The sequence below is a fragment of the Algoriphagus sp. Y33 genome (assembly GCF_014838715.1).
Taxonomy (GTDB): domain Bacteria; phylum Bacteroidota; class Bacteroidia; order Cytophagales; family Cyclobacteriaceae; genus Algoriphagus.
Genome location: NZ_CP061947.1, coordinates 5128615 through 5155484 on the forward strand (window position 1 = coordinate 5128615; position 26870 = coordinate 5155484).

A 26870-nucleotide genomic window follows, 5' to 3' on the forward strand; every position below is an offset into this window, starting at 1 on the left:
CTATTTGCCGAAGAAGGAATGAATACTGCTTAAATCTAATTTCACGAACGTTTTGTTCCCTCCCAATCCATAATTTGGGTTTTGACAGGCAAATAGATGACCTACCAGGGTTTCCATCTCTTGTGAATTTAGTTTTTGCCCTTTTTTCAAGGACGATTTGCGGGCTAATGAGCGCGCTAGATTTTCTCTTGTATCGAGCGAAAGTTCACTTTTGAAATGCTTGTATTGCTCCAATAGCCCTTCAAAAAGCTCTTTTTCGTTTTTGACAGGTATATCCGCAGGGACACCCTGAATGAGTACTGTATCCTTGCCAAACTCTGAAACCATAAAACCCAAACTGTGGAGTTCAGGCATAATATCCATCACCAACGCATAATCCGAGGGGCCGAGATTGATGGTCGGAGGGAAGAGACATTGCTGTGAAGTCCCTTGAGCGAGTTTCAGCTGTCGCAAATAGCGCTCATAGAGAACCCGCTCATGAGCAGTCTGCTGATCAATAATCAAAAAACCTGTGGACATCTGGGCGACTACATAGCTAAGTTCAACCTGAAAAGTAGCTCCGGTAGATTCCGTTTCAGTACGTTTCGGGATAAATTCACCGGCATCATCCGGTTTTGCTCTACTTTCAAAAGTCAAAACTTCCGTCTCTTCGGGCTGGATAGTTTGTTTAACTTCCCTCGTAGTTGGCTGGGTGCCTTCAAATAGTTTCTCCCAGCCCGATGTACTTGCCTGCTTGAATTCAGGTGTATTGAATGATTTGTAGCTATATTCACGATCCACCTGCACTTTTTTCTCAGGATCTTTGTCCCACTTTTCGTTAAAATTCACGTCAAGACTAAAATCAAGTGAAGGAACGACATGATGTGCCCCCAGAGCCTGTTTTACCGCAGAGCGAATCACCGCATAGATTGTCCGTTCGTCGTCAAACTTGATCTCAGTTTTGGTGGGGTGGACATTGATATCGATATGAGAAGGGTCGATTTCCAGAAAAAGCACATAAAATGGATGCTGATCCTGCTGTAGCAATCCTTCAAAAGCCGAACTTACAGCATGATTCAGGTAGCTGCTTTTGATGTAACGATTGTTGACAAAGAAAAACTGCTCCCCCCGGGTTTTCTTGGCATTTTCAGGTTTTCCTATATATCCTTTCACGTTCACATGAGGGGTTAGTTCCTCGCAGGGAACAAGTTGTCCTTGGTAGTTTTTGCCAAAAAGCCCCACAATTCTATGACTAAGCTTGCCTGGCGTAAGGCTAAATACTTCCAGGTCTTGCTGAAACAACGAAAATCCGATTTCAGAATACGAAAGTGCCACCCGCTGAAATTCATCCACGATATGACGCATTTCCACGGGATTGGACTTCAGGAAATTTCTTCGGGCGGGCACATTATAAAACAGGTTTTTCATAGAAACCGAGGTTCCTACATTTCCTGCAAACGGTTCTTGCTTTTTCACTTCTGATCCTTCTATTTGGATCAATGTTCCCAGTTCAGACTCTGCTTGTCTGGTTTTCAATTCCACCTGAGCTACTGCGGCGATAGAAGCCAGCGCTTCTCCCCGAAACCCAAATGTCCTGATAGAAAAAAGATCTGAGGAACTGCGGATTTTGGATGTAGCATGGCGCTCAAAACTCATACGGGCATCGGTAGCAGACATGCCTTTCCCGTTATCAATTACTTGGATTAGTTGTTTCCCTGATTCTTTTATCACCACTTGCACTTGGGAAGCACCTGCATCCACAGCATTCTCAAGAAGTTCCTTGAGTGCGGATGCGGGTCTTTGAACTACTTCTCCCGCTGCAATTTGATTGGCTATCGCATCAGGGAGGAGCTGGATGACATCACTCATGTTTTTTCTTGGGTTTTAGCCTGAAGAAAAAATAGATCGCCGCTACAAGTGCCCCTGCGTATCCCATGTACTCAAATATGACAGGACCCAAATACACGTACCCAAAAATAGATCCCAGAAGCAATAAAAATATAAAGGTCCGTATCATCGCTGTAGAAGCAAAGATATTTGCTCCATCACGCTCTTTTATCCCCTTATGTTGCGCAAAGGACCCACGAATACCTGCGCCATAAGAGCCGAAATCCCGTGAGGTTCCATCACTTTTCTCCAGAAGTCCCTGAGCTTCCAAGTCTTTTTTGATCTGGGAGGTTCTATGCTCGATCTCCTCACGCACCGGATCATAATACCGTGGTTTGATATCAAATCTCATGGGAGCGGCGGTGCGAAATACAGATGGGAATTTCATATGTTTATATTTTCCTTTAAGTGGTCATATGGAATCCCGCAAGGTAGGACAATCATCCCTACGAGTGAAGTTATCGTCATGCTCGATTTCATATGATTATAAATTTCTTTAAGTGGCCATAACCCGTACCTTGACGAAAGAAACGGGAGAACCTGTCTCGAACTCGATTCGGGACAACCTCTCATGGATTATAATAATCCAAATGTGTATTGTCTTCCACATGCTCGATTTCATGACGTTGTAATTTTTAAAGTGTGCTTCACGTTAAGTTAAAAGCACATCGTGGGAATAAGTTCCAGCATATTGACCGGATATCAAATTTATCACCTTTTTAACCCGGTTTAGGGCTGAATGTTACCTTATCTTTCAGTATCTTCAACTAAAGAAGTTCTAAACTTCGTAAATGGAGTAGCCACTGGGCTTAGAAGGTTTGCAAAAGCCAAAGGATATCGAATCGGTCGGTTCACAAATTTATTTAGAAAGTTAAGGATTAAAAATTTACTCAAGAATGAGCAATAAGCTTTGGAGAATTTTCGCAGTTGGTATTATAGCTCTTACATTTTCTTCGGGAAAACTCGATGAATCATTAAAAATAGCAGATCCGCTTTCTACCACGGATTCAATGGATCAACTCAATTGGGTAGACTCTGTCTTCAGTAGTCTTACTTTTGATGAGCGCTTGGGTCAGCTTTTTATGGTTGCGGCTTACTCCAATAAGGATCAGAAGCATGTAGATGAAATCAGCACTCTCATAAAAAAAGAAAATCTTGGTGGGTTGATTTTTTTTCAGGGAGGACCTAATCGACAGGCACGTCTGACCAATTACTACCAAGCTCAATCAAAAACTCCGCTGCTGATAGCCATGGATGCAGAATGGGGAATTAGTATGCGACTGGATTCCGTGCCCGATTTTCCAAAAGCGATGACGTTGGGTGCTGTGCAAAATCCTGACTTGGTGTATACTATGGGGAAGGAAATTGCAAGACAATTTAAGGAACTAGGTATGCACATCAACTTCGCCCCTGTGGTGGATGTGAATTCCAACCCTGAAAATCCAGTGATCGGGTACCGGGCATTTGGAGGAGATAGAGAAGTAGTAACCAGCCATGCTATTTCGTATATGAAAGGACTACAGGACAACGGGGTGATTGCAAATGCAAAGCATTTTCCCGGCCATGGAGATACCGAAGCCGATAGCCATTATTCTTTGCCGGTGATCAAAAATCATGAGCAACGGATCTGGGATGTGGATTTATACCCTTATCAGGAACTTTTCAAGGAAAACCTAATGTCTGTAATGGTAGCTCACTTAAATGTTCCCAGTCTAGACGATGCGGGAAATATGGCTACCAGTCTTTCCAAAAAAGTGGTGACAGACCTACTTCAGAACCGGATGAATTTTCAGGGTTTGATCTTTACGGATGCGCTTAATATGAAGGGTGTCGCCATCTCCAATGCCCCTGGAGAAGTAGATTTAAAGGCATTGCTGGCAGGAAATGATGTTCTGCTCTATTCTCAGGATGTACTAAAAGCCAAAACACTTATCAAATCGGCAGTAGCGGATGGAAGGATTTCTGAAAAGGAAATTAATCGTAGGGTAAAAAAGATTTTGCGTGCTAAGTACTGGGCTGGACTGAATGCGTACAAACCCATCAACACCTATAAGCTTGCAGAGAGACTGGATACGCCTGAGACGCAGACAATCATTGAGGAGCTATATGCCGATGCCATCACAGTCGCTGTGAATAAAGGCAATCTACTTCCTTTCAAAAACCTAGATCTAACCCGTTTTGCAAGCCTGAGCATAGGTGATGAAGGAAAAGATTTTCAGAAATACCTATCCAAGTACGCTAAATTTGAACATTTCAGTATAGCCAAGGCTGCTAACGAGACAACTCATTACAATACCATGAAGCAGCTGGAAGACTTCGATGTAGTAGTAGTCGGCTTAATGGGTGTGACGAACAGTCCAAAAAGAAAATTTGGCATTTCTGATAGTGATGTGAAATTCATAAAGGATCTTGCAAAGCGTCAAAAGGTGGTGACGGTGCTTTTTGGCAATGCATATGCCGCACAGCAATTGGAGGGAATCGGGAATGTCGTATTTGCTTATGAAAATAATCCGGTGACCCAAGAGCTGGCTCCCCAGATACTTTTCGGAGCCAGAAATGCAACAGGTATTTTGCCGGTAACGGTGAGTGGAGAGTTTACGGCTGGGGTAGGAGGATACATGAAGGCTATCAATAGGCTATCGTATGGCACTCCCGAAAGTGTAGGACTGGATGGCAAGACGCTCGATAAGATAGATGAAGTGGCTAATCGGGCAATCAAAATCCAAGCTACCCCTGGGGCAAATGTTTTGGTTGTGAAAAATGGAAAAGTGGTTTTTGAGAGATCCTATGGGAAGTTAGAGTACACGTCCAGTCCTGCTGTGAATTCTGAGACAGTTTATGACTTGGCTTCCATCACCAAAGTATTGGCAACAACCCAAGCAGTGATGTTTCTAGAAAGTCGCGGGGAGTTGGATATGGGAAATTCTCTGGAAGATTATCTTCCCGAACTCAAAGGCACAAATAAAGGAAAGATGGTGCTGAGAGATGTAATGGCGCATGAAGCAGGGCTGGTTGCATTTATTCCCTATTATGCCCGAACAGTAGAAGCAGGTCAATGGCGCGGGGATTATTACAAGCCAATGTCTTCACTTGGTTTTACAAGACCCATTTCCAACGACATGTTTGGAATGGACGCCCTTCGTGACAGTATCTGGCACTGGACTGTGGAATCGAAAATCACCCCAATTCCCAGAGGAGCGGGGAAGCATAAATATGTATACTCTGACCTTACCATGTACTTGATGCAGGCAGTAGTAGAACGGATAGTGAATCAGCCTATGGAAACATTTTTAGATCAAAACTTTTATGCGCCTCTTGGGCTTAGCACCATGACGTTCAACCCGGCTTTTAAGATGCCAATTGACAATATAGCACCAACTGAAAATGATATAGTATTCCGAAAAAGGTTAGTCCGGGGATATGTGCATGACCCGGGGGCGGCCATGTTTGGTGGAGTGGCAGGTCATGCGGGCCTTTTCGGGAAAGCAAATGATCTCGCCGTAATGATGCAGATGATGTTGAACCAAGGCAACTACGGGGGAGTGGACCTCATACGACCGGAGACGGTGAAGAAATTCACCAAAAACCAATCCAGCCAAAGTCGCAGGGGCTGGGGCTGGGACAAGCCCAACACTGAAGTAGGGAAGGGTGGATCTGCAGGAGACTTGGCTCCAAAATCCACCTTTGGACATACAGGATTCACAGGAACCTGTGTATGGGCAGACCCTGACAATGATCTGATTTATGTATTTCTTTCGAACCGTGTCTACCCAGATGCTACGAATACTAAATTGCTCAAAGAAGGAATTCGTACAGAAATCCACGATATCATTTATGAGGCAATGGGCAAGAGATAGGATTCGCTAGAAAGGTAATTTACCCAAATCCACATTGCCTCCCGAGAGGATAATTCCAACTTTCTTGCCACTGAATCTATCTTGATTAGCTAATAAGGCTGCCAAAGGGACAGCGCAAGAAGGTTCCACAACGATTTTCATCCGCTCATAGATCAGACGCATTGCATCTATGATTTGTGGATCCGAAGCTAGTAGTATGTCAGATACGTAGGCTTGAATCAGTTTGAAATTCCAAGCACCCAATGAGGTTCGTAATCCATCGGCGATGGTATTTGGAGCAGTTTGAGGAATTAATTTGTTTGCATGGAAGGATTGAAAAGCATCGTCAGCTCCTTGAGGCTCTGTACCGATAACCTCAATGCTGAGATTTAGGTAATGCGCAGCTAAAGAAGTCCCGCCAAGCAAACCTCCTCCGCCCACAGGAGTTAGAATGACATCTAAATCTTCTTGATCCTCGATTAGCTCCAATGCACAGGTAGCTTGTCCCTCTATTACATCCATATTGTCGTAAGGAGGGATAAACGTAGCTCCCGTTTTTTTCACGGTTTCTTCCAGAGCAGTTTCTCTTGCTTCAAGGGTCGGTTCGCATTCTATAATAATCCCTCCATAACCCTTCACGGCCTTCTTTTTGATTTCAGGAGCATTGGAGGGCATCACGATGTAGGAAGGGGTTCCTGCAAGAGTAGCCGCTCTTGCCAATGCTGCTGCATGATTTCCACTACTATGTGTTGCTACTCCTTTAGCCTTTTGTGTATCGGTAAGCTTCATTACAGCATTTGCCGCACCTCTTGCTTTAAATGCACCGACTTTCTGAAAGTTTTCACACTTGAAAAATATTTCACACCCTGCAATTTCGTTGATTGCTGATGAAGTCATAATAGGCGTTCGGTGAATAAACTGCTGGATACGTTCATGTGCCGCTTGGATATCAGCAAGGGATGGGAAGTCAATTTTCATGTATTTTATAACTTTTTTCTTTTCAGTGGTCATTATCTGTCCCAAACTCGATTAGGGAAAATCCCGCATTACGGATCAGCTTGCGTCATGCCTATCGGCCGCCAAGCAGGCTCGATTTCATGCGCTGAAATTAGCTAAATTTGGGTTTGGTAGCTTAAGAATACTAGATGATATTCCTATCTTCCCTGCATGAAGTGGAATGAGATTGATTTTTTCCCGATCATGGGCGAAACACTAAGCAATGAGAATACCTTCGCATTGAATCTTAGTCACACTAATCCTGATTTGGAGAGTTTGGACTTGTCTAATACTGCCGCATTTGATGAATATATAATGCTGCAGATAAAAAATTCCGGCAGCAAATATGGCATAGGTGGATACTTGGAACACAGAGCTATATACCGCAGAAGTGCTGTCTTTGGGACTGGGGAAGCAGATTTTCGAAATATACATTTAGGAATTGATATTTGGGCTAAAGCAGGAGCCCCTGTTTTTTTGCCACTTAATGGACGCGTTCACAGTCTTCAGGACAATGCCGGCTTCGGAAACTACGGCGCTACTATTATATTGGAACATGACCTCTTTGGAAGGAAACTTTATACCCTTTATGGACATCTTTTTCTATCTGACCTTGAGAACCTAGAAGTAGGACAAAAACTAAAAGCCGGAGAATTACTGGCTCATATAGGACCATTTCCTGAGAATGGTGATTGGCCACCACACTTGCATTTTCAGGTGATCTGGGATTTGATGGGAAATGTTGGAGACTTTCCTGGTGTCTGCTCCAAGCGGGAAGTTGATAAATATGTCGCTAACTGTCCGGACCCCAATTTGATTTTGCGAAGCAACGTGATCTAAGCATTGGCTTGGGTGATCAGTCGCAACCCTTCGAGTGTCAGATTCCTGTCGATTTCATCAAAGACTTTTTCCAAAGGGGTTAAGATCTCAGCTAATCCGCCCGTCGCAATTACTGTAAATTTCATGTTAGTTTCCAGCGAGATCGTCTCTAGCATACCTTTTACCAAACTCGTATAGCCATAAAAAACCCCGGCCTGAATCGCATGAATGGTGTTTTTGCCTAGAGCAGATTTCGGAAGCTTTAATGCTACATCCGGAAGTTTGGAGGTATTCGTGAAAAGTGATTTGATGGCTGTCTTTAATCCGGGGACAATATTCACCCCTAAAATCTCACCGCAAGCATCTACCACAGTAAATGTAAGTGCCGTTCCGAAGTCAACTATGATTAGGGGCTTGGAATACAACGAATAAGCTGCCATCACATTACACATCAGATCGGTACCGATTTCATTGGGACGCAGACTTCTGATTGGTAGTTTTTCAAAACTTGCCGGTGAAATAAGGTAAGGCAACGTACCGAAGTAATTTTCGCAAAACTGAAGAATCTGTTCATTGATCTCAGGGACCACTGAACTGAAACCGATTCTTCTTATATCCGCCGGGCTGATCCCATGCTCTAAAAAATACAATGGTACTTTTTTGTGAAGTTGGGCCGGGAATTTGGAAGAATGCGTTTCGATCCGAAAATGGTTCTTCCAACTTTTATTTTCTTCATCATACAGCGCAAAAACCACATTAGAATTTCCCGCATCTATTGCTAAAAACATTGTTTCTCGGATTTGATTAAATTAGCCTTCCCAAAATTAAACGGTTTTATAAACTTTGAACATGTACACGCTAAGAGAAGGAAAAATCGAGGATCTTCCTCGGGTATTGGAATTGATAAATGAGTTGGCGCTTTATGAAAAGGCACCGGAGCAAGTGTCCAATACACTTGAAATGATGGAGGTAGATGGGTTTGGTGAAAATCCTGTTTATGGAATGTTTGTATGCGTGAAAGATGAGACTTCGGAGATTGTCGGCATTGCAATTTACTATTACCGCTACAGTACCTGGAAAGGCAAGCGAATTTATCTGGAGGATCTGGTGGTCACTCAATCCGAGCGTGGCAATGGTGCAGGAAAGCTGCTTTTTGACCGTATCATGAAGAAATGCTTGGAGGAAAATTGTACGGGAATGATGTGGCAAGTGCTTGACTGGAATGAGCCTGCGATCAATTTCTATAGGAAGTATGGCACAACCTTAGAAGCAGGGTGGCTAAACGCACACTTACAAGACTATGAAATAAAGCAGCTCCTTGATTAGCGTAAATAAAAATATTGCAGATACAAGAATATGATATTGTGTTTGCAATATTTTTTTTGTAAATTAGTGAGCGTTAAATGAATAACCATGACACATACTTGGAAGATATCATTAGGAGAAAAGGAGTCTGAGATCATCCGTACAGGCAATGATTCCTATTATTTTTTTCAAGAGACTATATCCATGGTAAGTGAGCCATCGCAGACTTATGGGGTGGCCGTTTCGTTTCATGATACAGGTGAGCTTTTTGATTTTCTTGACTTTACCCAGCAGGATGTTTCAGAAATGCTAGAGGTGGATCCCAGCACATTGTCACGTTGGCGCAAAGAAGACAGAAAGCTTACTAAGATCCTTACTAAGAGTATTCTGGAGATAGATCAGGTTATTGCGAAAGGAGTCCGGATTTTCGGTTCGGAGGAGTTGCTTTCGCAATGGCTTCACACTGAAAATGCATCCTTGGGCAATCAAAAGCCGGCTACTCTAATGAAAAACCCTTATGGCACTGATCGTGTGGATGAAGCCATAGAGGCCATGTCATGGGGAGCTGTTTTATAATTTATGAGGTATTTCCGACTGATAGAGCATCTTAGCGGTAGAAGTTCTCTTGGCTATGGGTTGGGAGCCGGAAGGTGGAATCAATACGGAACCCCGATAATCTACGGATGCAGTATTTCTTCACTTAATTTCCTGGAACTTCTTAGTATCAAGGGTACGGTAGTCACCCAAAGTAAGTGGAAGCTGGTCGTCCTTGAAATTACCGGACAAATACCGGAACTAGATGCTACACTGTTGCCGCCTGATTGGAAAAATAGACCGCACCCAAGGTCTACACAGGAGTTTGGTACAGCTTGGGCTAAAGGTATGATCTCCCCGGTTCTCAAAATCCCCTCATGCCGGATTCCTTTACAAAGCTATTCAAGCGAGCATAATTTGTTGATAAATCCGCTGCACGCTGATTTTCAAACCTCAGTAAAACCTATGCAAGAATGGGATGTGAGTTTTGAGGTGAACTGTTGAAATTAGCTATTGAAAGATTAAACTATTAAACCCGAAATATGCATTAGCAATTCTATTGCAGCCATTAATTGCTTCAGAATCAGCCATTACATTGCTATTTTCGACTTCACCATAGCGGTGCTATGCCTCAGTCTCCAAACAGCCTGATTTTCTTGCAATTAATGTCCTCATAACGAAACCTAATGCATAATCCGGCTTAAAAAATACTTCTTGGCTAACGCAAAAAGACCGGGAATTCTCTCGGCCTTTCCAATATTGCAAGATTCAAAATAAATTGATTATCCCTTCAAACTATAATTTGGAGCTTCTCTGGTTACACTTACATCATGCGGATGTGATTCTTTTACCCCTGCAGCTGTGATTTTCACGAATTTCCCATTATTTTGAAGATCTTCGATCGTCTGTGTACCACAGTATCCCATTCCAGCCTGAAGTCCTCCGACTAATTGGTAAAGAACCTCAGATACCAACCCTTTGAAAGGAACACGGCCAACGATTCCTTCAGGAACCAATTTTTTGATATTGTCCTCCGCATCTTGGAAATAACGGTCTTTGGAACCTGATTCCATTGCTTCCAAAGAACCCATACCTCTATAGGACTTAAACTTTCTCCCTTCAAAAATAATCATCTCTCCCGGAGCTTCCTCAGTTCCTGCCAAAAGTGATCCTATCATAATAGAACTTCCACCGGCGGCAATCGCTTTCACCAAGTCACCCGAATATCTTATTCCTCCATCTGCGATTACCGGTACATCTCTGCCCTTCAGTGCTTCGGCGCATTCAAAAACAGCAGACAGCTGTGGTACTCCCACACCGGCAATTATTCTTGTGGTACAAATAGAGCCCGGGCCTACGCCTACTTTCACTGCATCTGCTCCAGCATCTGCCAACGCAATAGCTGCTTCGGGAGTAGCAATATTTCCCACGATCACTTCCAGATCCGGAAACGCATCCTTGATTTTTCTACAGGTCTCAATTACGCCTTTAGAATGCCCGTGGGCAGTATCGATCGATACTACATCTACTCCTGCGTTTTTCAAAGCCTCCACCCGGTCTACAATATCAGGTGTCACCCCTACGGCCGCCCCTACTCTCAATCTTCCGAATTCATCCTTACAGGCATTTGGCTTGTCACGTCGCTTTAAAATATCCTTATATGTGATCAACCCTGAAAGCTTGTATTCATCATCTACTATCGGAAGTTTTTCGATTTTATATTCCTGAAGAATTTCCTCTGCCTGCTCCAATGAAATGCCGGATTTGGCAGTGATAAGATTTTCGACGGTCATGATCTCACGGATAGGCCGATTCTGATCCTTGATGAAGCGGAGATCGCGGTTAGTGATGATTCCTTTTAAGATCTTATTTTCATCCACCACAGGAATCCCTCCAATATGATATTCACGCATGATCTGCTCCGCATCGCGTACTTTCGCATCTATGTGAAGTGTGATGGGATCTAGGATCATTCCCGCCTGAGATCGCTTTACTTTGCGTACTTGTGCTGCCTGCTGCTCTATAGACATGTTCTTGTGAACAAATCCAAGGCCGCCTTCAAGCGCAATAGCAATAGCCAGTTCAGCTTCGGTGACGGTATCCATAGCAGCTGACACCAACGGAATATTTAGTCTGATTTTCTTGGTGAGCTGAGTAGAGGTATTCGTGTCTCGTGGAAGGACTTCAGAATAACCTGGAACAAGAAGCACGTCGTCGTAGGTGAGTGCTTCGTAGAGGAACTTATCGGAATTTCTGTTCATGGCAAATATTGGTGTAGAGGTAACCCTATTTGCCCGTCAAAGTTACACACAAAATCCAATGCCAAACTAGTCTCCTCCAAAATAAATTTTGAAGGAGACATAAAATTTTATGATTATCCGCAATGATGCCAGTCACATTATTTTCTTGGCTTAGGTCGCTTGAATACCCTCCACAGCGAGGCAGGGATGACCAGCCTTTGCAGGTAGGCAGTCCGAAGTGGCCTAAATAATAGAGTTTACCAAACCCTTTATTGTTTTCTACTTCAGCTGACAGAAAACAGATACATCTACAGTTATATGAACTTCCTTTTCGGAAAGCGTCTCATAAAATGTATCGAAGCTCCTACTTCTTCTGAAGTCTGGCAATATAGAATCCGTCAAAGCCACTCTCCTGTGCCAGAACCTTTTGATCCTCGATTAATTCAAAATCCTTTCCAGCTTCACTTGCCAAGAATTTGGCAATTTGATCTTGGTTTTCAGAAGGTAAAATACTGCAAGTAGCATAGACCATTTGTCCACCGGGTTTCACCATCGAAGGGTAGCTTTGAAGGATTTCCTGTTGTGTCGCCTGGACTTTTGCTATGGATTCTTCACTGAGTTTCCACTTTGTGTCCGGATTTCTACGAAGAACTCCCAAACCGGAACAAGGCACATCAAGTAGCAATCTATCCGCTGATTCTTTCAGTCTTTTGATTGTTTTGGAGCCCTCGATCACCTTGCGCTCGATAATAGAAACTCCATCGCGGCGAGCTCTAAGCTTGGTCTGCTGTAGTTTCCACTCCTCCACATCCATGGAAAGTACTTTCCCTTTGTTTTGCATCAGAGCCGCAATGTGAAGTGATTTTCCTCCTGCGCCTGCACAAGCATCAATTACACGCATTCCCGGCTCCACGGCAAGTGCTGCAGCTACCAGTTGGGAGGAAGCATCCTGCACTTCAAACATCCCTTCTTTGAAAGCTGGATTACGGAATACATTCGTTCGCTCGTCCAAAATCAGCGCATCTGGATAGCCTTTGATAATGTGCGTGTGAATATTATCCTCTGCCAACCTATTTTTCAGTTGCTCGCGGGTGATTTTAAGCGTGTTTACACGCAATACCACTTGTGCCTCCTGATTCAAACTGTGGATCTCTGCTTCCCATTTATCTCCTAGTTCTTTTTTCCCAAGGTCAAATAGCCAATCCGGCACAGACTCCAGCTTGGCAGGATCTTCTAGCTTTTCGTACTTCTCTCTTATCTTTTCAGGATTGATTTTGGCAAACTCCTCCCACGGTGGCAGGCTATGACCCTGCATCAGCCAATAAGTTCCAAAAAGATCATAAGGTTCCTTGCTTGGGCTCAAGAAATTGATCAGCCGCCACCAACGAACCATCTCATAGGTAGTTTCAGCTATAAATGAACGGTCACGGGCACCCCATTTTGGGTTGGATTTCAACGTGCGCTCGATTACTTTATCAGCGTATTGACCTTCTTCAAAAATTGCGGCAAGTGCGGTATGAACTCCGCGAATGGTATTGTTGTGTAGCTTCATGGGAAATAAATTCTCCACAAAGGTAGTTTTTCTTTCTGAGTCTGTCAGAATGAGATTTTAGAAGGGTTGAAAAACTAGCCCTAAGCGAATTCCATCACGCTTCACCGCAGACCCAAAATCCTCGCTGGTTCCAAAATAATTATATAGATTGTAATATCCGCCGAATCCGGAATCCAAGATCGGAGGAGCATTATCCTGCAAGATTTGCCTTCTAAACTCCAAAAGATTTGCTCTTAACTCCACTGCCATCCACACCAAACCAAAATTTGGATTGGCTTTGTCCAAACGCTTCTGAAACAAAGCACACAAATGCTAAAACCAAGTATAGGTTCTTCATAAGCGTCATGGTTTTTATAACTTTACGAACCTTAATCCTCTATCGCTAAATAACATGCCTGTATTCCATGAAATTATAACTTCCTGGGCTGAAAAACTTACCGATTATGAAAAACAAGAGGCTGAATCTATAGTAAGCTGGCTGTTCGAGCATCATCTGGGATGGAGAAAAAGTGATCTGTTAAATGATGCTGACGAAGGCTCCTTTCCTCCAAAAATCCTTGAAGACCTAGAGCGATTAAAGATGGGAGAGCCTATTCAGTATATTATTGGAAAAGGGCCATTCTATGGAAGAGACTTTTTCGTCAGCCCGGATACGTTGATTCCCAGAAATGAAACCGAGGAATTGGTTCACCTGATCATCAAGGAAAATCCTAAAGCAAGCTTGAAACTATTGGACATCGGAACAGGAACAGGATGTATCCCGGTATCACTGGCTTTGGAAATGGAAGATCCTGAAGTGTACGCAGTGGATATTTCTGAAGAAGCATTAGCCATCGCCCGTAAAAATGGAGATGCACTGGGAGCAGAGGTTGTTTTTTCTAAATGTGATATTCTTTCCGAGCTACCTGAAGTCGCGGAATTGGATATTTTGGTAAGCAATCCTCCATACATTCCTGAGCAGGAAAAAAGTGAAATGCAGAAAAATGTACTGGATTTTGAGCCGGGGCTAGCCTTGTTTGTAAGCAATGAAGACCCATTACTCTTTTACAGAACTATCGCAGAAAAAGGAAAGCAACTGCTGAAGTCAGGAGGAAAAATATATTTTGAAATCAATGAAAAGTATGGGAATGCAGTTTCCTTATTGATGCAGGAGTCGGGTTATTCGGAGATACGGGTGTTGAAAGATTTGAATGGAAAGGATAGGATTGTAGTCGCTAGATGCTAGATTTAAGTATCAAGTAATTAGATTGTCGAATGATAAAGGCGGTCAGCAATAACTCGAACTATCAAGGCTCTAGCTAGGATAGATCAGCTTTTTGATGCTAAATAAGGAACTCGAGAAGGCGCGGAATTAGAATTATTGGTAACTCTAGTTAGGCTTTATTAATGGGAGACTTTTCCTTTACCGACCTTTGATCCTATAGGAGCAATAAAAACAGAATGGAAGATCCAAATCTAAAGAATAAAGACCTAGAGCCTATTATGGGTGATGCCGGGAATATTTCTAAAATCTTAAAAAAGAGTCTGACGCTGGATATGGGTCGTGGATTAAGCAAAAAGCTTGGCCTGCCGATTGAGGTTTTGGTAGGTAGATCAAACAAAGAAATTGCATAAACCTATGAGTCAGAAAAAATGCCCAAACTGTGGACAATGGTCTGTCTGGACGAACAACTACAAAGATCGCTGCGAGCACTGCGGAGCATATTTGTCTCCTGTAGAGATGGAGCGTCAGGATAAATTTGAAAAGGATAAGGAGAAAAACGAAAAGGACTGGATGTTCTATATAAATCCGGATGACAGCTCCATCGTGAAGTTTTTCAAAAAATCCGGCAACCTGTTTTATACTGTATTTATGGCCATCATGACTTTTATTATGTGGTTGATAGCTGCTTTACCGGGATGATCAGTGTATTCAAAAATCCAATTTTTATTTTCGCCTCTGTCGCTTTTTGGGTGAATCAATACCTCGAAAAATCGCTCGGGATATTTGTTCCCGTTTATCATGCTTATGGCGATGATTTGATGGCTATGCCTGTAGCTTTCGGGATTTGTTTGCAAGTAATGAGGTGGTGGTACCCCGCAGGTTCAGGACTTACATTCACAAGAACCCAAGTGCTGGTAGGGTTAGTTTATTTTTCTGTCGTGTTTGAAGCCGTCTTGCCACTAGTCTCATCAACTTATACTGCCGATATTCTGGATATAGTTTGTTATGCACTCGGCTCCCTGGTATTTTATAAGTTTATGAATAAACCTGTTCTCCAATCCAAAAATCACCCGGTGCTTTAATCTCTGTGATGCCCTCCGGCACTTCCAGCATTGTAGCATAGGTAATTGGCAAAATCAACTCCCCATTTTCATTTCGGATTTGGACAGGCATCCCTTCCTCTCCGTGGATATGGATGGTGCTTTCAGCAAACCACTTTTTGAATCCCCCTGATGTTACAGGATAATACTTCCAGTCACCATCCAAAATGGTAAGATTGAGCAGGTCAAGTTTTTCCCGCAGGTCAAGTGCTTTCAGATGAGCTAATCCCACCAAATGCACTGCGCTGTGATCGCTGGAGATAAGGTAATCCAGCCCCGTTTGCAAATAATCATCTGCTGAAGCACTGATAAACCTCACCGGATATTGTTCTTCCAGCAGGTGTTGGTTTTCCGATTGAAAAGACTCTGAAGCCAGAATAACATCAATCTTTATTCCCCAACTCAATACTTGCTCAAGCGCCTTTTCACTGACTAAAACTGTCGGAACCCATTCCAAAAGGGGAGATACTTGACCAAATCTAACCCGATCTACTTCTAGAATAAGTACTGCCGGCTCCTGCTGCTCTTTGACGAAATGATGAGATGACATTAGTTTTGGATTTTGCGATAGAACTCAAGCGAATTTCTATAGGATAGATTTTCCAGATCTTCTTCACTCAATTTATCTTTCAGACTTTCTATCAAAGAGGGGTATTTTCCCGCATTCTCTACTAAGGGAAAATAAAATGGGTGCCGGGACGAATCTTCGAAGTCCTTGGTGTAAAAATAGTCAGCGCCAAAGCAGATAGCCTTTTGCCCTCCAATCTGAAAACCATGGAAAATATGATCAAACAAGCGCTCGGGCACTTCCGGATCCAGAAAAGCCCTGAGGAAATTTACCCCAATAATCCCATCACGGTGTATAATTTCTTTGGCAAATTCATCTGTGAGATTGCGGGGATGGGTATAGATCTCCCGAAAATTTGAATGGCTTGCAATCACTGGTATTTTTAGATTCTGTCTATCAATATGATCGAGAATCCCTTCGGCAAGCAAATCTGAGGTATGTGAAAAGTCTATTGGGATGTTTTTGCCTGAGATGTAGTCAAGCAACTTTTTGCCATCATCCTTCAACCCTATTCCCTCAGTATAATTCCCTCCACCAAAACGGTTTTCGGTATGGTGTGTCAAACCTATGTAGGCTAGTTTATTCACTTTTGCCAGAATTCCATCAAACTGACTATAGATATCTTCCCAACTTGCGTCCTCATTTCCCAATCCGGCAGCATTTTCTATAGCAGCCATGACTCCTATTCGTTTCTGCTTCTCCCAATTCAGCAGAAAATCTGCGCCGGCAAATGCAATATCGCTATCATGCTTGCCCAACAAGTCAGAGAAAATCTGTGCTTGTCTCGTGGCCATGGCCATGCTCTCCGACTTTACATCGGTATAAATTGCCAAAATCTGCATACGTACATTTCCGGCTTGTAGCCAGGGAATCGCACAGGCTATATCATGCTTCAAATAAGGACTTGCATCCGGGATTCTTGCCAGATAGGATAATAAATCACAATGCATGTCAACTATGGGAAATTTCATCTGATTATAATTTGATTTTCATAGACCATAACCTGTCCAGTGATGAAGGAAACGGGATGCCAGTCCCGTCCGCTGCGGCGGATCGGGAGAAATCACACATTGACTTACAACCATGCCAGTGTGTGATCCCGTAGTTACGGAACTATGCCTGTCTGCCTTATCAGGCTCCATTTCATCGTTTTTTGGGGTTAAGACAAAGTAAGCCAAAAAAACGTACGTTTTTTAATACTTTTAGGGAGGATTACAGTATGTAGTTTCAGGATAGATTTCAATTTCACCAGAACAACAAGCACTATGGCCTTAGCCCAACCCTTCAACTTCAAGAAATGGATAGACGAAAATAGACCTTTGCTCAAGCCTCCAATTGGAAATCAGCAGGTTTATAAAGGAAATGATGATTTTATTGTGATGGTAGTCGGTGGACCAAATTCCCGAAAAGACTACCACTATAATGAAGGGGAGGAATTTTTCTATCAGCTGGAAGGAGATATCACACTGAAGGTAATAGAAGATGGCAAGCCAAAGGACATTCCTATCCGAGAGGGAGAAATATTCCTTCTACCGGCTAAAGTGCCTCATTCTCCGCGCCGACCTGCCAATACTATCGGATTGGTGATCGAGCGATACAGAAGAAATGGTGAGGTTGATGGATTTATTTGGCATTGCGAAAACTGTGGAGAAAAACTCTACGAAGAGTATGCCGAAGTGACTGACATTGTAAATCAGCTGCCTCCGATTATGGCCAGGTTTTGGGGTAACCCAGAGCACATTACTTGCAATAATTGCGGGACAGTGATGGAGAAATAAAGTTATCAGTGGTAAGGCGTCAAAGTTTCAGAATCAACAGCTATAGACTGTTGACCGTAAACTATTGCCGAGAAAAACTGATTTATAGCCCAACTATTTTAAAAATGAACTATCAATACTCAGCCCAATTTGCTCAGCAAATGGATGAAAAGGATTCTCTTTCCCGCTTTCGAGACCACTTCCTTTTCCCAAAAGTAAATGGAAAAGACGCAATTTATCTCTGCGGAAATTCTCTGGGATTACAGCCTAAATCCGCAAAAGATTACATCGCTAGGGAATTGTCAAATTGGGCAGAAATGGGGGTGGATGGTCATTTTCATGGAGAAGACGCCTGGTTTTTCGCAAAGCAAAAATCAAAGCCTGCACTTTCAGAAATCATCGGAGCCCATGAGCATGAGGTAGTCGCTATGAACAACTTGTCGGTAAATCTACATCTCCTGATGGTTTCATTTTATCGACCTACCAAAGATCGATATAAAATAATCGTGGAAGCCGGGGCTTTTCCCTCAGACCAATACATGCTGGAAACTCAGGCAAAGTTTCATGGCTTGGATCCTGAGGAGGTAATTGTGGAACTTAAGCCGAGAGCAGGTGAGCACACACTTCGTACGGAAGACATTATAGCTGAAATACATAGTCTGGGAGATTCACTTGCCTTGGTCAATATGGCCGGTCTGCAATATTACACAGGGCAGGTTTTCGACATGAAAGCCATTACGGCTGCAGCCCATAAAGTAGGGGCTTATGCCGGGTTTGATTTGGCACATGCTGCCGGCAATGTTCTCCTGAGTTTGCATGATTGGGATGTGGATTTTGCGACATGGTGCAGCTATAAATATATGAATTCAGGGCCCGGAAATGTGTCCGGAGTGTTTGTCCATGAGCGCTTTGCTGAGCGGGCTGATATGAATCGTTTTGCAGGTTGGTGGGGGCATGATCAGGAGCAGCGCTTTAAAATGGAAAAGGGATTTGTCCCTATGCATGGTGCGGATGGTTGGCAGCTTTCCAATTCTGATATTCTCGGACTGGCAGTTCATCAGGCTTCTTTGGATATTTTCCAAGAGGCCGGAATGGCAAATTTGAGACATAAATCTGAGCAGTTGACAGCATATTTGGCCTATTTAATAGAAGAAATCAGCGGAAAATCAGGGGTTTTGGAAATTATTACTCCTAAAAATCCTGCGGAAAGAGGTTGTCAGTTATCTTTGCACATTCATCGAGGCGGCAAGTCTGTATTTGATGAATGGTATAAACAAGGAATAGTGGGAGACTGGCGCAATCCGAATGTGATCCGTCTGGCACCTACGCCACTCTATAACAGCTTCCTAGACGTGTTCCGATTTGCGCAGATTTTGGAACAATCTCTGAAGAAATTCGCTTAAAGGAAGCGTGGATAAAACAATCCAAATGAAAAAGAATCAAGTTACCGTATTGGGAGCCGGACTTATTGGTTCCCTAATGGCTATATACCTTAAGCGTCAGGGCTTACAAGTGGAAGTATATGACAAAAGACCCGACAAGCGCACATCACCTTTTGAAGAAGGAAAAAGATCCATCAACATGGCACTTAGCCACCGCGGATGGAAAGCACTTGAGGAAGTCGGGCTAAAGGATAAGGTAATGCCTCTGGCCATTCCGATGTATGGTCGCAAAGTTCACGATGAGCATGGCGGTACTACGTTTATTTCCTACGGAAAAGAAAATCAGGCCATATATTCTCTCTCAAGAGGCAAATTCAATCAGTTACTTGTAGAAGAAGGGGAGCGGCTGGGCGTTAACTTCAATTTCGAACACAAATGCACCGATGTAGATTTCCGCAATCAGCAGATTGATTTCAAGACACCTGAGGGCGAAAAGAAAGTGCTGGCTCCTGTATTATTCGGATCAGATGGAGCATATTCTTCCCTAAGACTGGCTATGCAAAAACAAATCCGCTTCAATTACAAGCAAGAATACATCTCCCACGAATACAAAGAGTTGACGATTCCGGCAACCGCTGATGGTGAATTTGCCATGGATCCACATGCATTGCATATCTGGCCAAGAGGCAAGTTTATGCTGATCGCACTTCCAAATCCTGACAAAACATTCACCTGTACACTGTTTTTGCCGCATGGTGGCACTAAAGTATGCTTTGACAAAATCAATGATGAGCATGATTTAGAAATCTTATTCTCTAATTATTTTGATGATGCATATCAATTGATGCCTGATCTCAAGACTGAGTTTTTTGCCAACCCTACCTCAGCCCTGATTAATGTGGAGTGCTTTCCATGGGTGCAAGGTACAAGTTTGCTGATGGGAGATGCGAGCCATGCGATGGTTCCCTTCTATGGTCAAGGGATGAACTGTGGTTTTGAGGATTGCTCGATCTTGAATGGACTAATCGATAAGTACGGGACTAACTCATGGGATTTGGTTTTTGAGAAATTTCAGAAAAAGCGCAAAGTGGATACGGATGCCATCTGTCAATTGGCTATGGAGAATTTTGAAGAAATGAAAGATTCTGTGGCGGATCCTAAGTTTGTCCTTCGTAAGAAAATCGAAGCCAAACTATACGAACTGTATCCAAATGACTGGATCCCTTTGTATTCCATGGTGACTTTTACGGATATGAGGTATTCGGAAGCCTATGCACAGGGAAAATTGCAAGAGGCTGTAATGGATCGCGTGATGGCTGATCCGCTGATCACTGAGAATTGGAATAAACTCGACTATGAGGATATTATCTATAAAATGGAAACGACAAAAGCGGTGTAGCTTTCTTAACCGCAAAGGCTCTAAAGTTTTGCATAGAAGGCAGCTTTTGAGCTAAGCTCTATTGGGTACACTTACCGCTATTCGTGCCTTATGAGCGAGCAACTATACAGTGCTATTAAATCCAACTAGTCCATCTGAATCTTTGAGCTGTTGAATGGATGAGAATATCCAGCTTCTGTAGAAGCAGGATAACACTAATTTGTGACCTCAGCGTAATTCTTTGCGCTCTCTGTGGTTAAAAAAGAATTTATAAAAAAAGCACTGATTGCTCAACGCCTTAAATTTTATAAAAGCGGCCTAAACTGCCTCAGGAATCTCACATCATTCTCGGTGAATAGACGAAGATCTTTGATCTGGTATTTCAGCATAGCAATTCGCTCGATTCCCATACCGAAGGCAAAACCTGTATACTTTTTAGAATCTATCCCGCAGTTTTCCAACACATTGGGATCTACCATTCCCGAACCGCCGATCTCTACCCAGCCGCTGCCTTTGCAGACATTGCAACCCTTACCGCCACAGATCAGACAAGATATATCGATCTCCGCACTTGGTTCGGTAAACGGGAAATATGACGGTCTGAAACGGACCTTGGTTTCCTTTCCAAACATCTCTTTGGCAAAGTGATACAGTGTATTCTTCAAATCTGCGAACCCAACATTTTCATCCACATAAAGCCCTTCCACTTGGTGGAAAATACAATGCGCCCTGGCTGAGATCGCTTCATTTCTATACACTCTCCCCGGGGACAGCGTGCGAATCGGAGGTTTCTGATTTTCCATCACCCGTACCTGCACAGAAGAAGTATGCGTTCGTAAGGCTATATCAGGATTTTTCTCAATAAAGAAGGTATCCTGCATCTCGCGGGCAGGGTGATTTTCAGGAAAATTCAGCGCGGTGAAGTTATGCCAATCGTCCTCAATCTCGGGCCCTTCCGAAAGGTTGAATCCGATGCGTTCGAAAATCTCAATGATACGCTGACGGGTAGCCGTCAAGGGGTGAATTCCTCCCAAGCTTTGATTGGTAGGAGGAAGCGTCAAATCAATATCAGCCGATTTTGACTTTTTATTTGCCTGATTAACTTTTTCGATCAGCTCTTGGAATTTCGACTCAGCGAGTTGCTTTACTCCATTTACCAACTGTCCATAGGATTTTTTCTCCTCATTGGGGATTTTTCCCATTCCTGCAAAGAGCTCGCCCACTACACTTTTTTTGGAGATATACTCCATTCTGTAGGTTTCTAACTCCTCCGGACTGTTGGCGTCTGCTGCTGCAATAGCGGCTTTGATAGCTTCGATTTTCTCCTGGTACATCACTTACTGGTTAATCAAGCCACAAAGCTAATGCTTTTGATGTTTTTTGGGTATAAAAGACCGGGTGAATGCATAAACTACTTCGTTTACAGCAAGCTTTTGAGTTGTTGCTGAAATCTTTTTTTGATTGGCACTAAATCCACCCCTACAAATGCGCTCGTATCTCCTTCCAAATACACTTCCAATAAAATCATCAAACTAAAAAGATCATGAAAATCCAAAATTACTTCAAACTCGCCCTAGCAGCCTTTATTTTTCTTTCTTCAAATCTAGCTTTTGCTCAAATGGAAAAAACGAAAACAGTAGGAGGGGCAGAAATGTATCCTTCCAAAAATATCGTGGAAAACGCGGTGAATTCTAAAGACCACACCACATTGGTGGCTGCGGTAAAAGCTGCCGGATTGGTGGAGACTCTTCAGGGAGCAGGACCGTTTACTGTTTTTGCACCTGATAATATGGCCTTCGACAAACTTCCTGCAGGAACAGTAGAGTCGCTCTTGAAGCCAGAAAATAAAACTCAGCTACAGGCAGTGCTTACTTATCATGTAGTAGCGGGCAAAATGGGATCGAAAGAAATCTCTGCTGCGATCAAAAAAGGTGACGGCAAAGCTATCGTTACTACAGTGCAAGGCGGTAAGCTAACTGCTTGGATGAAAGGAAAAGATCTGTACATCACGGATGAAAATGGTGGAGAATCCAAAGTGACCATTGCAGATGTGTGGCAGTCAAATGGTGTGATTCACTCTGTGGATACAGTGTTGCTTCCCAAAATATAATAACTGCGTAACCCAATTGCGAAGCCGATTCCTGATGGAGTCGGCTTTTCTGATTTAACCACAAAGCCCACAAAGAAAGCGCAAAGATCACTAGTACCTTATTTGTCGCTTGAGAATTTTTGCCGTGTTACCTTAAAAGCTCCTCTGGAATCTGAAACACTGCAATCCCAGGATTTTCATCTGTAGTCAGTCCGTAAATTTCATTGGTTTGTTCGTTAACTAAAATTTGGATGATGGATCGATCCAGCTTTAAATTATAAAGTGGCTTCCCTTTGTGGTCAAAAACCCATATCTGCTCAGCCATGATTCCCGTTTCATTGAAATCCAACTGGCCATGTCCCGCATATAGTGCAAAAATGTAATCGTCCGTAAAAGCAATGTCTCGGTATCTATAGGTCACATTTCGATCATACATCATCGTTCCTCCAAGTTCAGATTCTAGGTATTGAAACTCTGGGAGAGAAGTATCAGGCCCCATGATCCTAATCAAGTCCTTTGTTTTATAATCAAAGATTTCCAGGATGTCCCTACGGAGACAGGCTCTGACATAGAGCCCTCTAGTTGGATCACCTTTAAACCAACCATCCTCTAATAATGATATTTGCAATTTGGTAAGATCCGGTCTATCCTCTAACACTTCAAATTCTCCATATTTTCCAATAAGGTTTCCCTTAGGATCAAACTCCAATATTTTATTTTCACCTTCTCTAGGGACTCCTAAATAATGGCCATCTGGCCCAAATTCTACAAACCAAAGATCCATCATGGGTTCTGGGAATTTCCAGTCTTTAGTTGCGAGTAATGAAGTGTCGTTAATTGAAAATTCTACCAGTTTCCTCCTATTCATATTATAAATCCAGAAAAACCCTAAATCAGGAGAATATAAAAACTGGGCTGCATCGGTAATCTCAAGTGGTCCTTGGCCATGCTTTCCCTTTGGTTTGTCATAAGTCCAATTGGAGGAATTAATTAGATGCATTCTCGGAAATTCCTCCGGAACCCGCCACGCTTCAGCAATCAGAAGTTTGCCTTGGGAAAGTCCAATATCAGATGGGTTTATAATTACCTCAAAATAATGCTTTTCCGAGGTGACTGAGATCTCCCTGAAATCTTCCTTTTTTATTGTTCTATAGTTCTCTTCCTCGCTGTTTTTACCACAGGAAACCAATGCAAAAAGTAATAGGAGTAAAATAAATCTGTTCATCTCTAAAAATTAAGCAGTTTATTATATAACGTAAACTACTAGTTTAAAAAATTTCAGCAAAATCGAGATTTCATCTATACAAAAAAGCCGATGGAAATAATTCAATCGGCTTACTACTTCTAGAGCATCATAAATCGCAATTCAAAACTCACAATTTATTCTTACCAAGTTCTTCCACCCCTTGGCGGACCGCCTCTCCAAGGTTGCTCTGCCTGTTCGGGCTGCTTGAAATTGCCTATGATGTAGGTGAATGTAAGTAAGCCGTATCGGGTCAAAACATTGGTGTAAACATCGGAAACAGATACATCTGAAATGGTACGGGAAATGCTATTATTCTGATTGAGCAAATCGAAGATGACTACTTTGAGCTCGGCCTTATTGCTTTTTGCAAATCTACAACCCGCTTCTATATTCCATAACCATACTGACTGGTCAAACCCTTCCGAAAGCCCACGATACAAACTGTTGTTGACCGTGTTTCCCACAAACAGCTTTCCGTCATTTGGGGAATAGTACAAGCGCAGGTTTGATTCTTGGATGTAGTAGTTGTTGTCTAGATTCTCCTGTAAACTGGAATTCACTATGGTGTAGGTTCCTGCTGTGCTTAAGGTAAAGTCAAAATTCTTGCTGATGTTAGAAGTAAATGTTACCCCCTGCCCCAAGTCAATATTCTCATTGATGTTTTTCTCCCCGTTGATCAGGCCTGGGGTTCTATTAAACCCAACTCGCGTATTTAAGTTAATATTCGTTTTAAGTCCTTTGAGGGGAGCCCCATAGTTCATAAACATTCGACTGTTAAAATTCCCATCCAAATTGACCGGCTGGGTGATCTGTCCTCCTGGGCGTAAGAGGATTTCTCCATTAATCAATGAATCCTGCGCTACAATGGAAGTACTACTGCCTATGTAATTCTTGGTGGTGGAAATATTGGCAAAAACGAAGAAGGTACGATTTTTCTCCATATTGAATTTACCGATATTGGCGAATATGCTATTTTGGAAGCTCTGGGCCAAATTGGGGTTGCCTACACTTAAATTAAGTGGATTTTGGTTGTTCACTACATTTTGCAACTGTCTCACCGAAGGTTCATCTGTACCCGTTCTATACCTTAATCGGAAGTTAAGCCCGCTTTCTCTATTTCTATAACTGACATTCGCACTTGGTAAGATATTGTTGAAATCACGTTGGAAGACGCCTTCCACCGGGAAGAAAGCTTCATTATCCAATTTGGCATACTGATAATCTAAATTAGCGTTTAAATTCCAGCCATTATTTGTGTAGGCATAGCCGGTTCTCAATCGTTGAGTAATAAATTTATTATTAAACTCATTACTCAAAGCGGTGTCCAAAACAGCGATGTTCTCATCATTTAGGACTCTGGTCTTTTGATCTGAACCGGTTTTGTTATTGCTGATCTGGTACCCAATAGTTGCGATGGATTTTTCGCCCAAAGGTTCTGTCAAGGTTGCATTCACTCTATAATTAAAACCTTTAGAAAGTAACTCTGTGTTCTGGAGCGTGGTGTCCAATTGGTTTCTCCCGTAATCCATGCTAGCTCCAGAAAGCTCAGAGTCTTCATCATTGCTGCTCCAGGAAGTATTCATATCTGTGGAAAACGTCCTTCCTTTCTTATCAAATTTATATCGGTAGGTCAGGTTGTTTCCAATGCTATAAGAATTCGTCTCAGCATTGGTGATTGTGCGAAGTGCGGACAGTGAATCAGTGTCATTTGCCAAAGTCAGTGCATCCCTATCACTGAAATTATTGCTTGTACGGAAGGAAATAGTTGGCGTAAGAATCAATGAGTTCTTGTCATTCAGATCTGCTTCGATTCGCGCATTTGCTCTGTGATTGAAGTTCTCCACAGAATTGATCAAGTTCTCTTGGTAATTCTGTGTTGTGCTTTCGTTTATTACCGTCTGCCGGTTGGTAACCTGCCTTAAGGTATTCTGCGTATTGTTGAACAAATAGCTTCCCGAGAAATTGACCTTTGACCCCCATTTGTCACTGTAGTTGAGTCCCATCGCATTGGTAGTAATTGAGCCAATGTCATTTCCTCCATAAAAATTACTGTTACCACCTCCAAAACCTCCCCGCCCTCTACCTCCTCCGGAAGCATTGGCATTGACACCTGCTAGATCATCACTGGAGAAATTCTGTTGGTTGATGTTATTGAAAAGCCCAAGTATAGAGACTCTTCTATCTCCGGCAAAAAGGTTTACACTTCCACCTGCATTGTACCTCTCGTCAGTTCCATAGCCACCATATACTCTGCCGAACTGCCCGTTTTTGCGATCCTCCCGCAGTATAATATTAATAGTCTTCGTGTAAGTTCCGTCGTCAAAACCTGTCAATCGGCTTTGGTCAGACTTTTGATCCAATACTTCTACCCTATCAATTGCATCAGCAGGGAGATTTCTCAGGGCGATATTTGGGTCAGACCCGAAAAACTCACGACCATCTACCAAGATCTTCTGAACTGCCTCCCCTTGAGCCTGAACTTCCCCGTTCTGTATGGTAACCCCGGGAAGTTTTCCTATCAGATCTTCGGCCATTCCATTTTCTCTAGTCTTAAATGCACTGGCATTGAACGAAGTGGTATCACCTCTCATCTCACCTAAGGGGCTTTGTCCCTGTATCACCACCTCACCAAGTACCTGAGCATCTTCCATAATTGTCAGCACTCCAAGGTCAACAGGCTCTCTTCCCTTATGGGTCTTGGTGATCGTTTCGTATCCTATAAACTTGATTTCAATTTTTACAGAAGGTATTTCAGGCCTGGCAATTTCAAACTGTCCTTTGGCATCTGTCACTGTACCTGCCAAAAGTGAATCTGCCACTGTTTTGATCAGCACATTTGCTCCCGCCATCGGTGTCTTTGTCGACCCATCCATAACAATACCTGTGAATTTTCTTTCGGCACGATCTTGTCCAGTAGGACGTTGTGCAAAAGCCGATGTGCCGATTAATAGGCTAAAAATCAAAATAACAAATGCGTAGCTGTTCTTCATGTGGATGC

Annotated in this window: 26 protein-coding genes; 13 read left to right on the forward strand and 13 right to left on the reverse strand. The window is 42.8% G+C overall.

Annotation, left to right across the window (positions count from 1 at the left end):
- Both mutL and ID165_RS20960 read right to left on the reverse strand, forming a co-directional pair.
- Positions 1-1848, reverse strand: coding sequence for a DNA mismatch repair endonuclease MutL (gene mutL, locus ID165_RS20955; RefSeq protein WP_192347376.1), 1848 nt, complete (start codon positions 1846-1848; stop codon positions 1-3).
- Complete coding sequence (locus ID165_RS20960; RefSeq protein ID WP_192347377.1) at positions 1841-2254, reverse strand: hypothetical protein; 414 nt, start codon at positions 2252-2254, stop codon at positions 1841-1843. Before ID165_RS20960 ends, mutL begins: the two co-directional genes overlap by 8 nt.
- A gap of 508 nt (positions 2255-2762) precedes the next feature.
- Here ID165_RS20960 and ID165_RS20965 point away from each other — a divergent pair.
- The gene (locus ID165_RS20965; RefSeq protein ID WP_192347378.1) at positions 2763-5723 is read left to right on the forward strand and encodes a glycoside hydrolase family 3 N-terminal domain-containing protein; all 2961 of its coding nucleotides are present in this window, start codon (positions 2763-2765) and stop codon (positions 5721-5723) included.
- A gap of 6 nt (positions 5724-5729) precedes the next feature.
- Here the strand turns inward: ID165_RS20965 and ID165_RS20970 are convergent, their stop codons facing one another.
- On the reverse strand, positions 5730-6680 hold the full coding sequence (locus ID165_RS20970) for a pyridoxal-phosphate dependent enzyme (protein ID WP_192347379.1): 951 nt from the start codon (positions 6678-6680) through the stop codon (positions 5730-5732).
- A 189-nt stretch (positions 6681-6869) separates the two neighbouring features.
- Between ID165_RS20970 and ID165_RS20975 the strand changes: the two genes are divergently transcribed.
- Positions 6870-7538 carry a peptidoglycan DD-metalloendopeptidase family protein gene (locus ID165_RS20975; RefSeq protein ID WP_192347380.1) on the forward strand — a complete coding sequence of 223 codons (669 nt, stop codon included), beginning with the start codon at positions 6870-6872 and terminating at the stop codon, positions 7536-7538.
- Here the strand turns inward: ID165_RS20975 and ID165_RS20980 are convergent.
- On the reverse strand, positions 7535-8305 hold the full coding sequence (locus tag ID165_RS20980) for a type III pantothenate kinase (protein WP_192347381.1): 771 nt from the start codon (positions 8303-8305) through the stop codon (positions 7535-7537). The genes ID165_RS20975 and ID165_RS20980 overlap by 4 nt on opposite strands.
- 61 nt (positions 8306-8366) lie before the next feature.
- On the opposite strand from ID165_RS20980, the gene ID165_RS20985 reads away from it, so the two are divergent.
- From ID165_RS20985 to ID165_RS20995, 3 genes are all read left to right on the forward strand, one after another.
- On the forward strand, positions 8367-8843 hold the full coding sequence (locus tag ID165_RS20985) for a GNAT family N-acetyltransferase (protein WP_192347382.1): 477 nt from the start codon (positions 8367-8369) through the stop codon (positions 8841-8843).
- An 87-nt stretch (positions 8844-8930) separates the two neighbouring features.
- Positions 8931-9398, forward strand: coding sequence for an antitoxin Xre/MbcA/ParS toxin-binding domain-containing protein (locus tag ID165_RS20990; protein ID WP_192347383.1), 468 nt, complete (start codon positions 8931-8933; stop codon positions 9396-9398).
- A 3-nt stretch (positions 9399-9401) separates the two neighbouring features.
- The gene (locus ID165_RS20995; protein ID WP_192347384.1) at positions 9402-9860 is read left to right on the forward strand and encodes an RES family NAD+ phosphorylase; all 459 of its coding nucleotides are present in this window, start codon (positions 9402-9404) and stop codon (positions 9858-9860) included.
- 278 nt (positions 9861-10138) lie between these two features.
- Here the strand turns inward: ID165_RS20995 and guaB are convergent, their stop codons facing one another.
- From guaB to ID165_RS21010, 3 genes are all read right to left on the reverse strand, one after another.
- Positions 10139-11617 (reverse strand): IMP dehydrogenase, encoded by a 1479-nt coding sequence (guaB, locus tag ID165_RS21000; RefSeq protein WP_192347385.1) that lies wholly within the window; start codon positions 11615-11617, stop codon positions 10139-10141.
- A 343-nt stretch (positions 11618-11960) separates the two neighbouring features.
- Complete coding sequence (locus ID165_RS21005) at positions 11961-13148, reverse strand: methyltransferase domain-containing protein (protein ID WP_192347386.1); 1188 nt, start codon at positions 13146-13148, stop codon at positions 11961-11963.
- A gap of 57 nt (positions 13149-13205) precedes the next feature.
- Positions 13206-13448: a hypothetical protein gene (locus ID165_RS21010; RefSeq protein WP_192347387.1), complete on the reverse strand. Its 243-nt coding sequence runs from the start codon at positions 13446-13448 to the stop codon at positions 13206-13208.
- A 91-nt stretch (positions 13449-13539) separates the two neighbouring features.
- Here ID165_RS21010 and prmC point away from each other — a divergent pair, with 91 nt between their 5' ends.
- The 4 genes from prmC to ID165_RS21030 all read left to right on the forward strand — a co-directional run bounded on the left by prmC (position 13540) and on the right by ID165_RS21030 (position 15434).
- Entirely contained in the window at positions 13540-14373 is an 834-nt protein-coding gene (gene prmC, locus ID165_RS21015; protein WP_192347388.1) for a peptide chain release factor N(5)-glutamine methyltransferase, read from the forward strand.
- 215 nt (positions 14374-14588) lie between these two features.
- The gene (locus tag ID165_RS21020; RefSeq protein WP_192347389.1) at positions 14589-14762 is read left to right on the forward strand and encodes a hypothetical protein; all 174 of its coding nucleotides are present in this window, start codon (positions 14589-14591) and stop codon (positions 14760-14762) included.
- 4 nt (positions 14763-14766) lie between these two features.
- Positions 14767-15051, forward strand: coding sequence for a hypothetical protein (locus ID165_RS21025; protein WP_192347390.1), 285 nt, complete (start codon positions 14767-14769; stop codon positions 15049-15051).
- Complete coding sequence (locus ID165_RS21030) at positions 15048-15434, forward strand: magnesium citrate secondary transporter (protein WP_192347391.1); 387 nt, start codon at positions 15048-15050, stop codon at positions 15432-15434. Before ID165_RS21025 ends, ID165_RS21030 begins: the two co-directional genes overlap by 4 nt.
- Here the strand turns inward: ID165_RS21030 and ID165_RS21035 are convergent.
- From ID165_RS21035 to ID165_RS21045, 3 genes are read right to left on the reverse strand one after another with little or no spacing between them, the layout of a single operon-like run.
- Positions 15388-16002: a thiamine pyrophosphokinase gene (locus tag ID165_RS21035; protein WP_192347392.1), complete on the reverse strand. Its 615-nt coding sequence runs from the start codon at positions 16000-16002 to the stop codon at positions 15388-15390. The genes ID165_RS21030 and ID165_RS21035 overlap by 47 nt on opposite strands.
- Positions 16002-16991, reverse strand: coding sequence for a dipeptidase (locus ID165_RS21040; RefSeq protein WP_192347393.1), 990 nt, complete (start codon positions 16989-16991; stop codon positions 16002-16004). Before ID165_RS21040 ends, ID165_RS21035 begins: the two co-directional genes overlap by 1 nt.
- Before the next feature lie 18 nt (positions 16992-17009).
- Positions 17010-17162 carry a hypothetical protein gene (locus ID165_RS21045; protein WP_192347394.1) on the reverse strand — a complete coding sequence of 51 codons (153 nt, stop codon included), beginning with the start codon at positions 17160-17162 and terminating at the stop codon, positions 17010-17012.
- Between the two features lie 123 nt (positions 17163-17285).
- Here ID165_RS21045 and ID165_RS21050 point away from each other — a divergent pair, with 123 nt between their 5' ends.
- The 3 genes from ID165_RS21050 (at position 17286) to ID165_RS21060 (ending at position 20558) form a co-directional block, all read left to right on the forward strand.
- The gene (locus ID165_RS21050) at positions 17286-17798 is read left to right on the forward strand and encodes a 3-hydroxyanthranilate 3,4-dioxygenase (protein WP_192347395.1); all 513 of its coding nucleotides are present in this window, start codon (positions 17286-17288) and stop codon (positions 17796-17798) included.
- Positions 17799-17902: 104 nt separating this feature from the next.
- On the forward strand, positions 17903-19180 hold the full coding sequence (gene kynU / locus ID165_RS21055) for a kynureninase (RefSeq protein ID WP_192347396.1): 1278 nt from the start codon (positions 17903-17905) through the stop codon (positions 19178-19180).
- A 25-nt stretch (positions 19181-19205) separates the two neighbouring features.
- Positions 19206-20558, forward strand: a complete 1353-nt coding sequence (locus ID165_RS21060; RefSeq protein ID WP_192347397.1) for an NAD(P)/FAD-dependent oxidoreductase — start codon at positions 19206-19208, stop codon at positions 20556-20558.
- Between the two features lie 284 nt (positions 20559-20842).
- Here the strand turns inward: ID165_RS21060 and pheS are convergent, their stop codons facing one another.
- Positions 20843-21871 (reverse strand): phenylalanine--tRNA ligase subunit alpha, encoded by a 1029-nt coding sequence (gene pheS, locus ID165_RS21065; protein ID WP_192347398.1) that lies wholly within the window; start codon positions 21869-21871, stop codon positions 20843-20845.
- A 209-nt stretch (positions 21872-22080) separates the two neighbouring features.
- Between pheS and ID165_RS21070 the strand changes: the two genes are divergently transcribed.
- Entirely contained in the window at positions 22081-22647 is a 567-nt protein-coding gene (locus tag ID165_RS21070; RefSeq protein ID WP_192347399.1) for a fasciclin domain-containing protein, read from the forward strand.
- Positions 22648-22774: 127 nt separating this feature from the next.
- Here the strand turns inward: ID165_RS21070 and ID165_RS21075 are convergent, their stop codons facing one another.
- Positions 22775-23851, reverse strand: coding sequence for a BF3164 family lipoprotein (locus tag ID165_RS21075; RefSeq protein ID WP_192347400.1), 1077 nt, complete (start codon positions 23849-23851; stop codon positions 22775-22777).
- Between the two features lie 161 nt (positions 23852-24012).
- On the reverse strand, positions 24013-26862 hold the full coding sequence (locus tag ID165_RS21080; RefSeq protein ID WP_192347401.1) for a TonB-dependent receptor: 2850 nt from the start codon (positions 26860-26862) through the stop codon (positions 24013-24015).
- Positions 26863-26870 lie beyond the last annotated feature (8 nt).

Coding starts and splice junctions, on each gene's coding strand:
- mutL (WP_192347376.1), bottom strand. CDS start 1,848: ATGAGTGATGTCATCCAGCTCCTCCCTGATGCGATAGCCAATCAAATT.
- ID165_RS20960 (WP_192347377.1), bottom strand. CDS start 2,254: ATGAAATTCCCATCTGTATTTCGCACCGCCGCTCCCATGAGATTTGAT.
- ID165_RS20965 (WP_192347378.1), top strand. CDS start 2,763: ATGAGCAATAAGCTTTGGAGAATTTTCGCAGTTGGTATTATAGCTCTT.
- ID165_RS20970 (WP_192347379.1), bottom strand. CDS start 6,680: ATGAAAATTGACTTCCCATCCCTTGCTGATATCCAAGCGGCACATGAA.
- ID165_RS20975 (WP_192347380.1), top strand. CDS start 6,870: ATGAAGTGGAATGAGATTGATTTTTTCCCGATCATGGGCGAAACACTA.
- ID165_RS20980 (WP_192347381.1), bottom strand. CDS start 8,305: ATGTTTTTAGCAATAGATGCGGGAAATTCTAATGTGGTTTTTGCGCTG.
- ID165_RS20985 (WP_192347382.1), top strand. CDS start 8,367: ATGTACACGCTAAGAGAAGGAAAAATCGAGGATCTTCCTCGGGTATTG.
- ID165_RS20990 (WP_192347383.1), top strand. CDS start 8,931: ATGACACATACTTGGAAGATATCATTAGGAGAAAAGGAGTCTGAGATC.
- ID165_RS20995 (WP_192347384.1), top strand. CDS start 9,402: ATGAGGTATTTCCGACTGATAGAGCATCTTAGCGGTAGAAGTTCTCTT.
- guaB (WP_192347385.1), bottom strand. CDS start 11,617: ATGAACAGAAATTCCGATAAGTTCCTCTACGAAGCACTCACCTACGAC.
- ID165_RS21005 (WP_192347386.1), bottom strand. CDS start 13,148: ATGAAGCTACACAACAATACCATTCGCGGAGTTCATACCGCACTTGCC.
- prmC (WP_192347388.1), top strand. CDS start 13,540: ATGCCTGTATTCCATGAAATTATAACTTCCTGGGCTGAAAAACTTACC.
- ID165_RS21020 (WP_192347389.1), top strand. CDS start 14,589: ATGGAAGATCCAAATCTAAAGAATAAAGACCTAGAGCCTATTATGGGT.
- ID165_RS21025 (WP_192347390.1), top strand. CDS start 14,767: ATGAGTCAGAAAAAATGCCCAAACTGTGGACAATGGTCTGTCTGGACG.
- ID165_RS21030 (WP_192347391.1), top strand. CDS start 15,048: ATGATCAGTGTATTCAAAAATCCAATTTTTATTTTCGCCTCTGTCGCT.
- ID165_RS21035 (WP_192347392.1), bottom strand. CDS start 16,002: ATGTCATCTCATCATTTCGTCAAAGAGCAGCAGGAGCCGGCAGTACTT.
- ID165_RS21040 (WP_192347393.1), bottom strand. CDS start 16,991: ATGAAATTTCCCATAGTTGACATGCATTGTGATTTATTATCCTATCTG.
- ID165_RS21045 (WP_192347394.1), bottom strand. CDS start 17,162: ATGGAGCCTGATAAGGCAGACAGGCATAGTTCCGTAACTACGGGATCA.
- ID165_RS21050 (WP_192347395.1), top strand. CDS start 17,286: ATGGCCTTAGCCCAACCCTTCAACTTCAAGAAATGGATAGACGAAAAT.
- kynU (WP_192347396.1), top strand. CDS start 17,903: ATGAACTATCAATACTCAGCCCAATTTGCTCAGCAAATGGATGAAAAG.
- ID165_RS21060 (WP_192347397.1), top strand. CDS start 19,206: ATGAAAAAGAATCAAGTTACCGTATTGGGAGCCGGACTTATTGGTTCC.
- pheS (WP_192347398.1), bottom strand. CDS start 21,871: ATGTACCAGGAGAAAATCGAAGCTATCAAAGCCGCTATTGCAGCAGCA.
- ID165_RS21070 (WP_192347399.1), top strand. CDS start 22,081: ATGAAAATCCAAAATTACTTCAAACTCGCCCTAGCAGCCTTTATTTTT.
- ID165_RS21075 (WP_192347400.1), bottom strand. CDS start 23,851: ATGAACAGATTTATTTTACTCCTATTACTTTTTGCATTGGTTTCCTGT.
- ID165_RS21080 (WP_192347401.1), bottom strand. CDS start 26,862: ATGAAGAACAGCTACGCATTTGTTATTTTGATTTTTAGCCTATTAATC.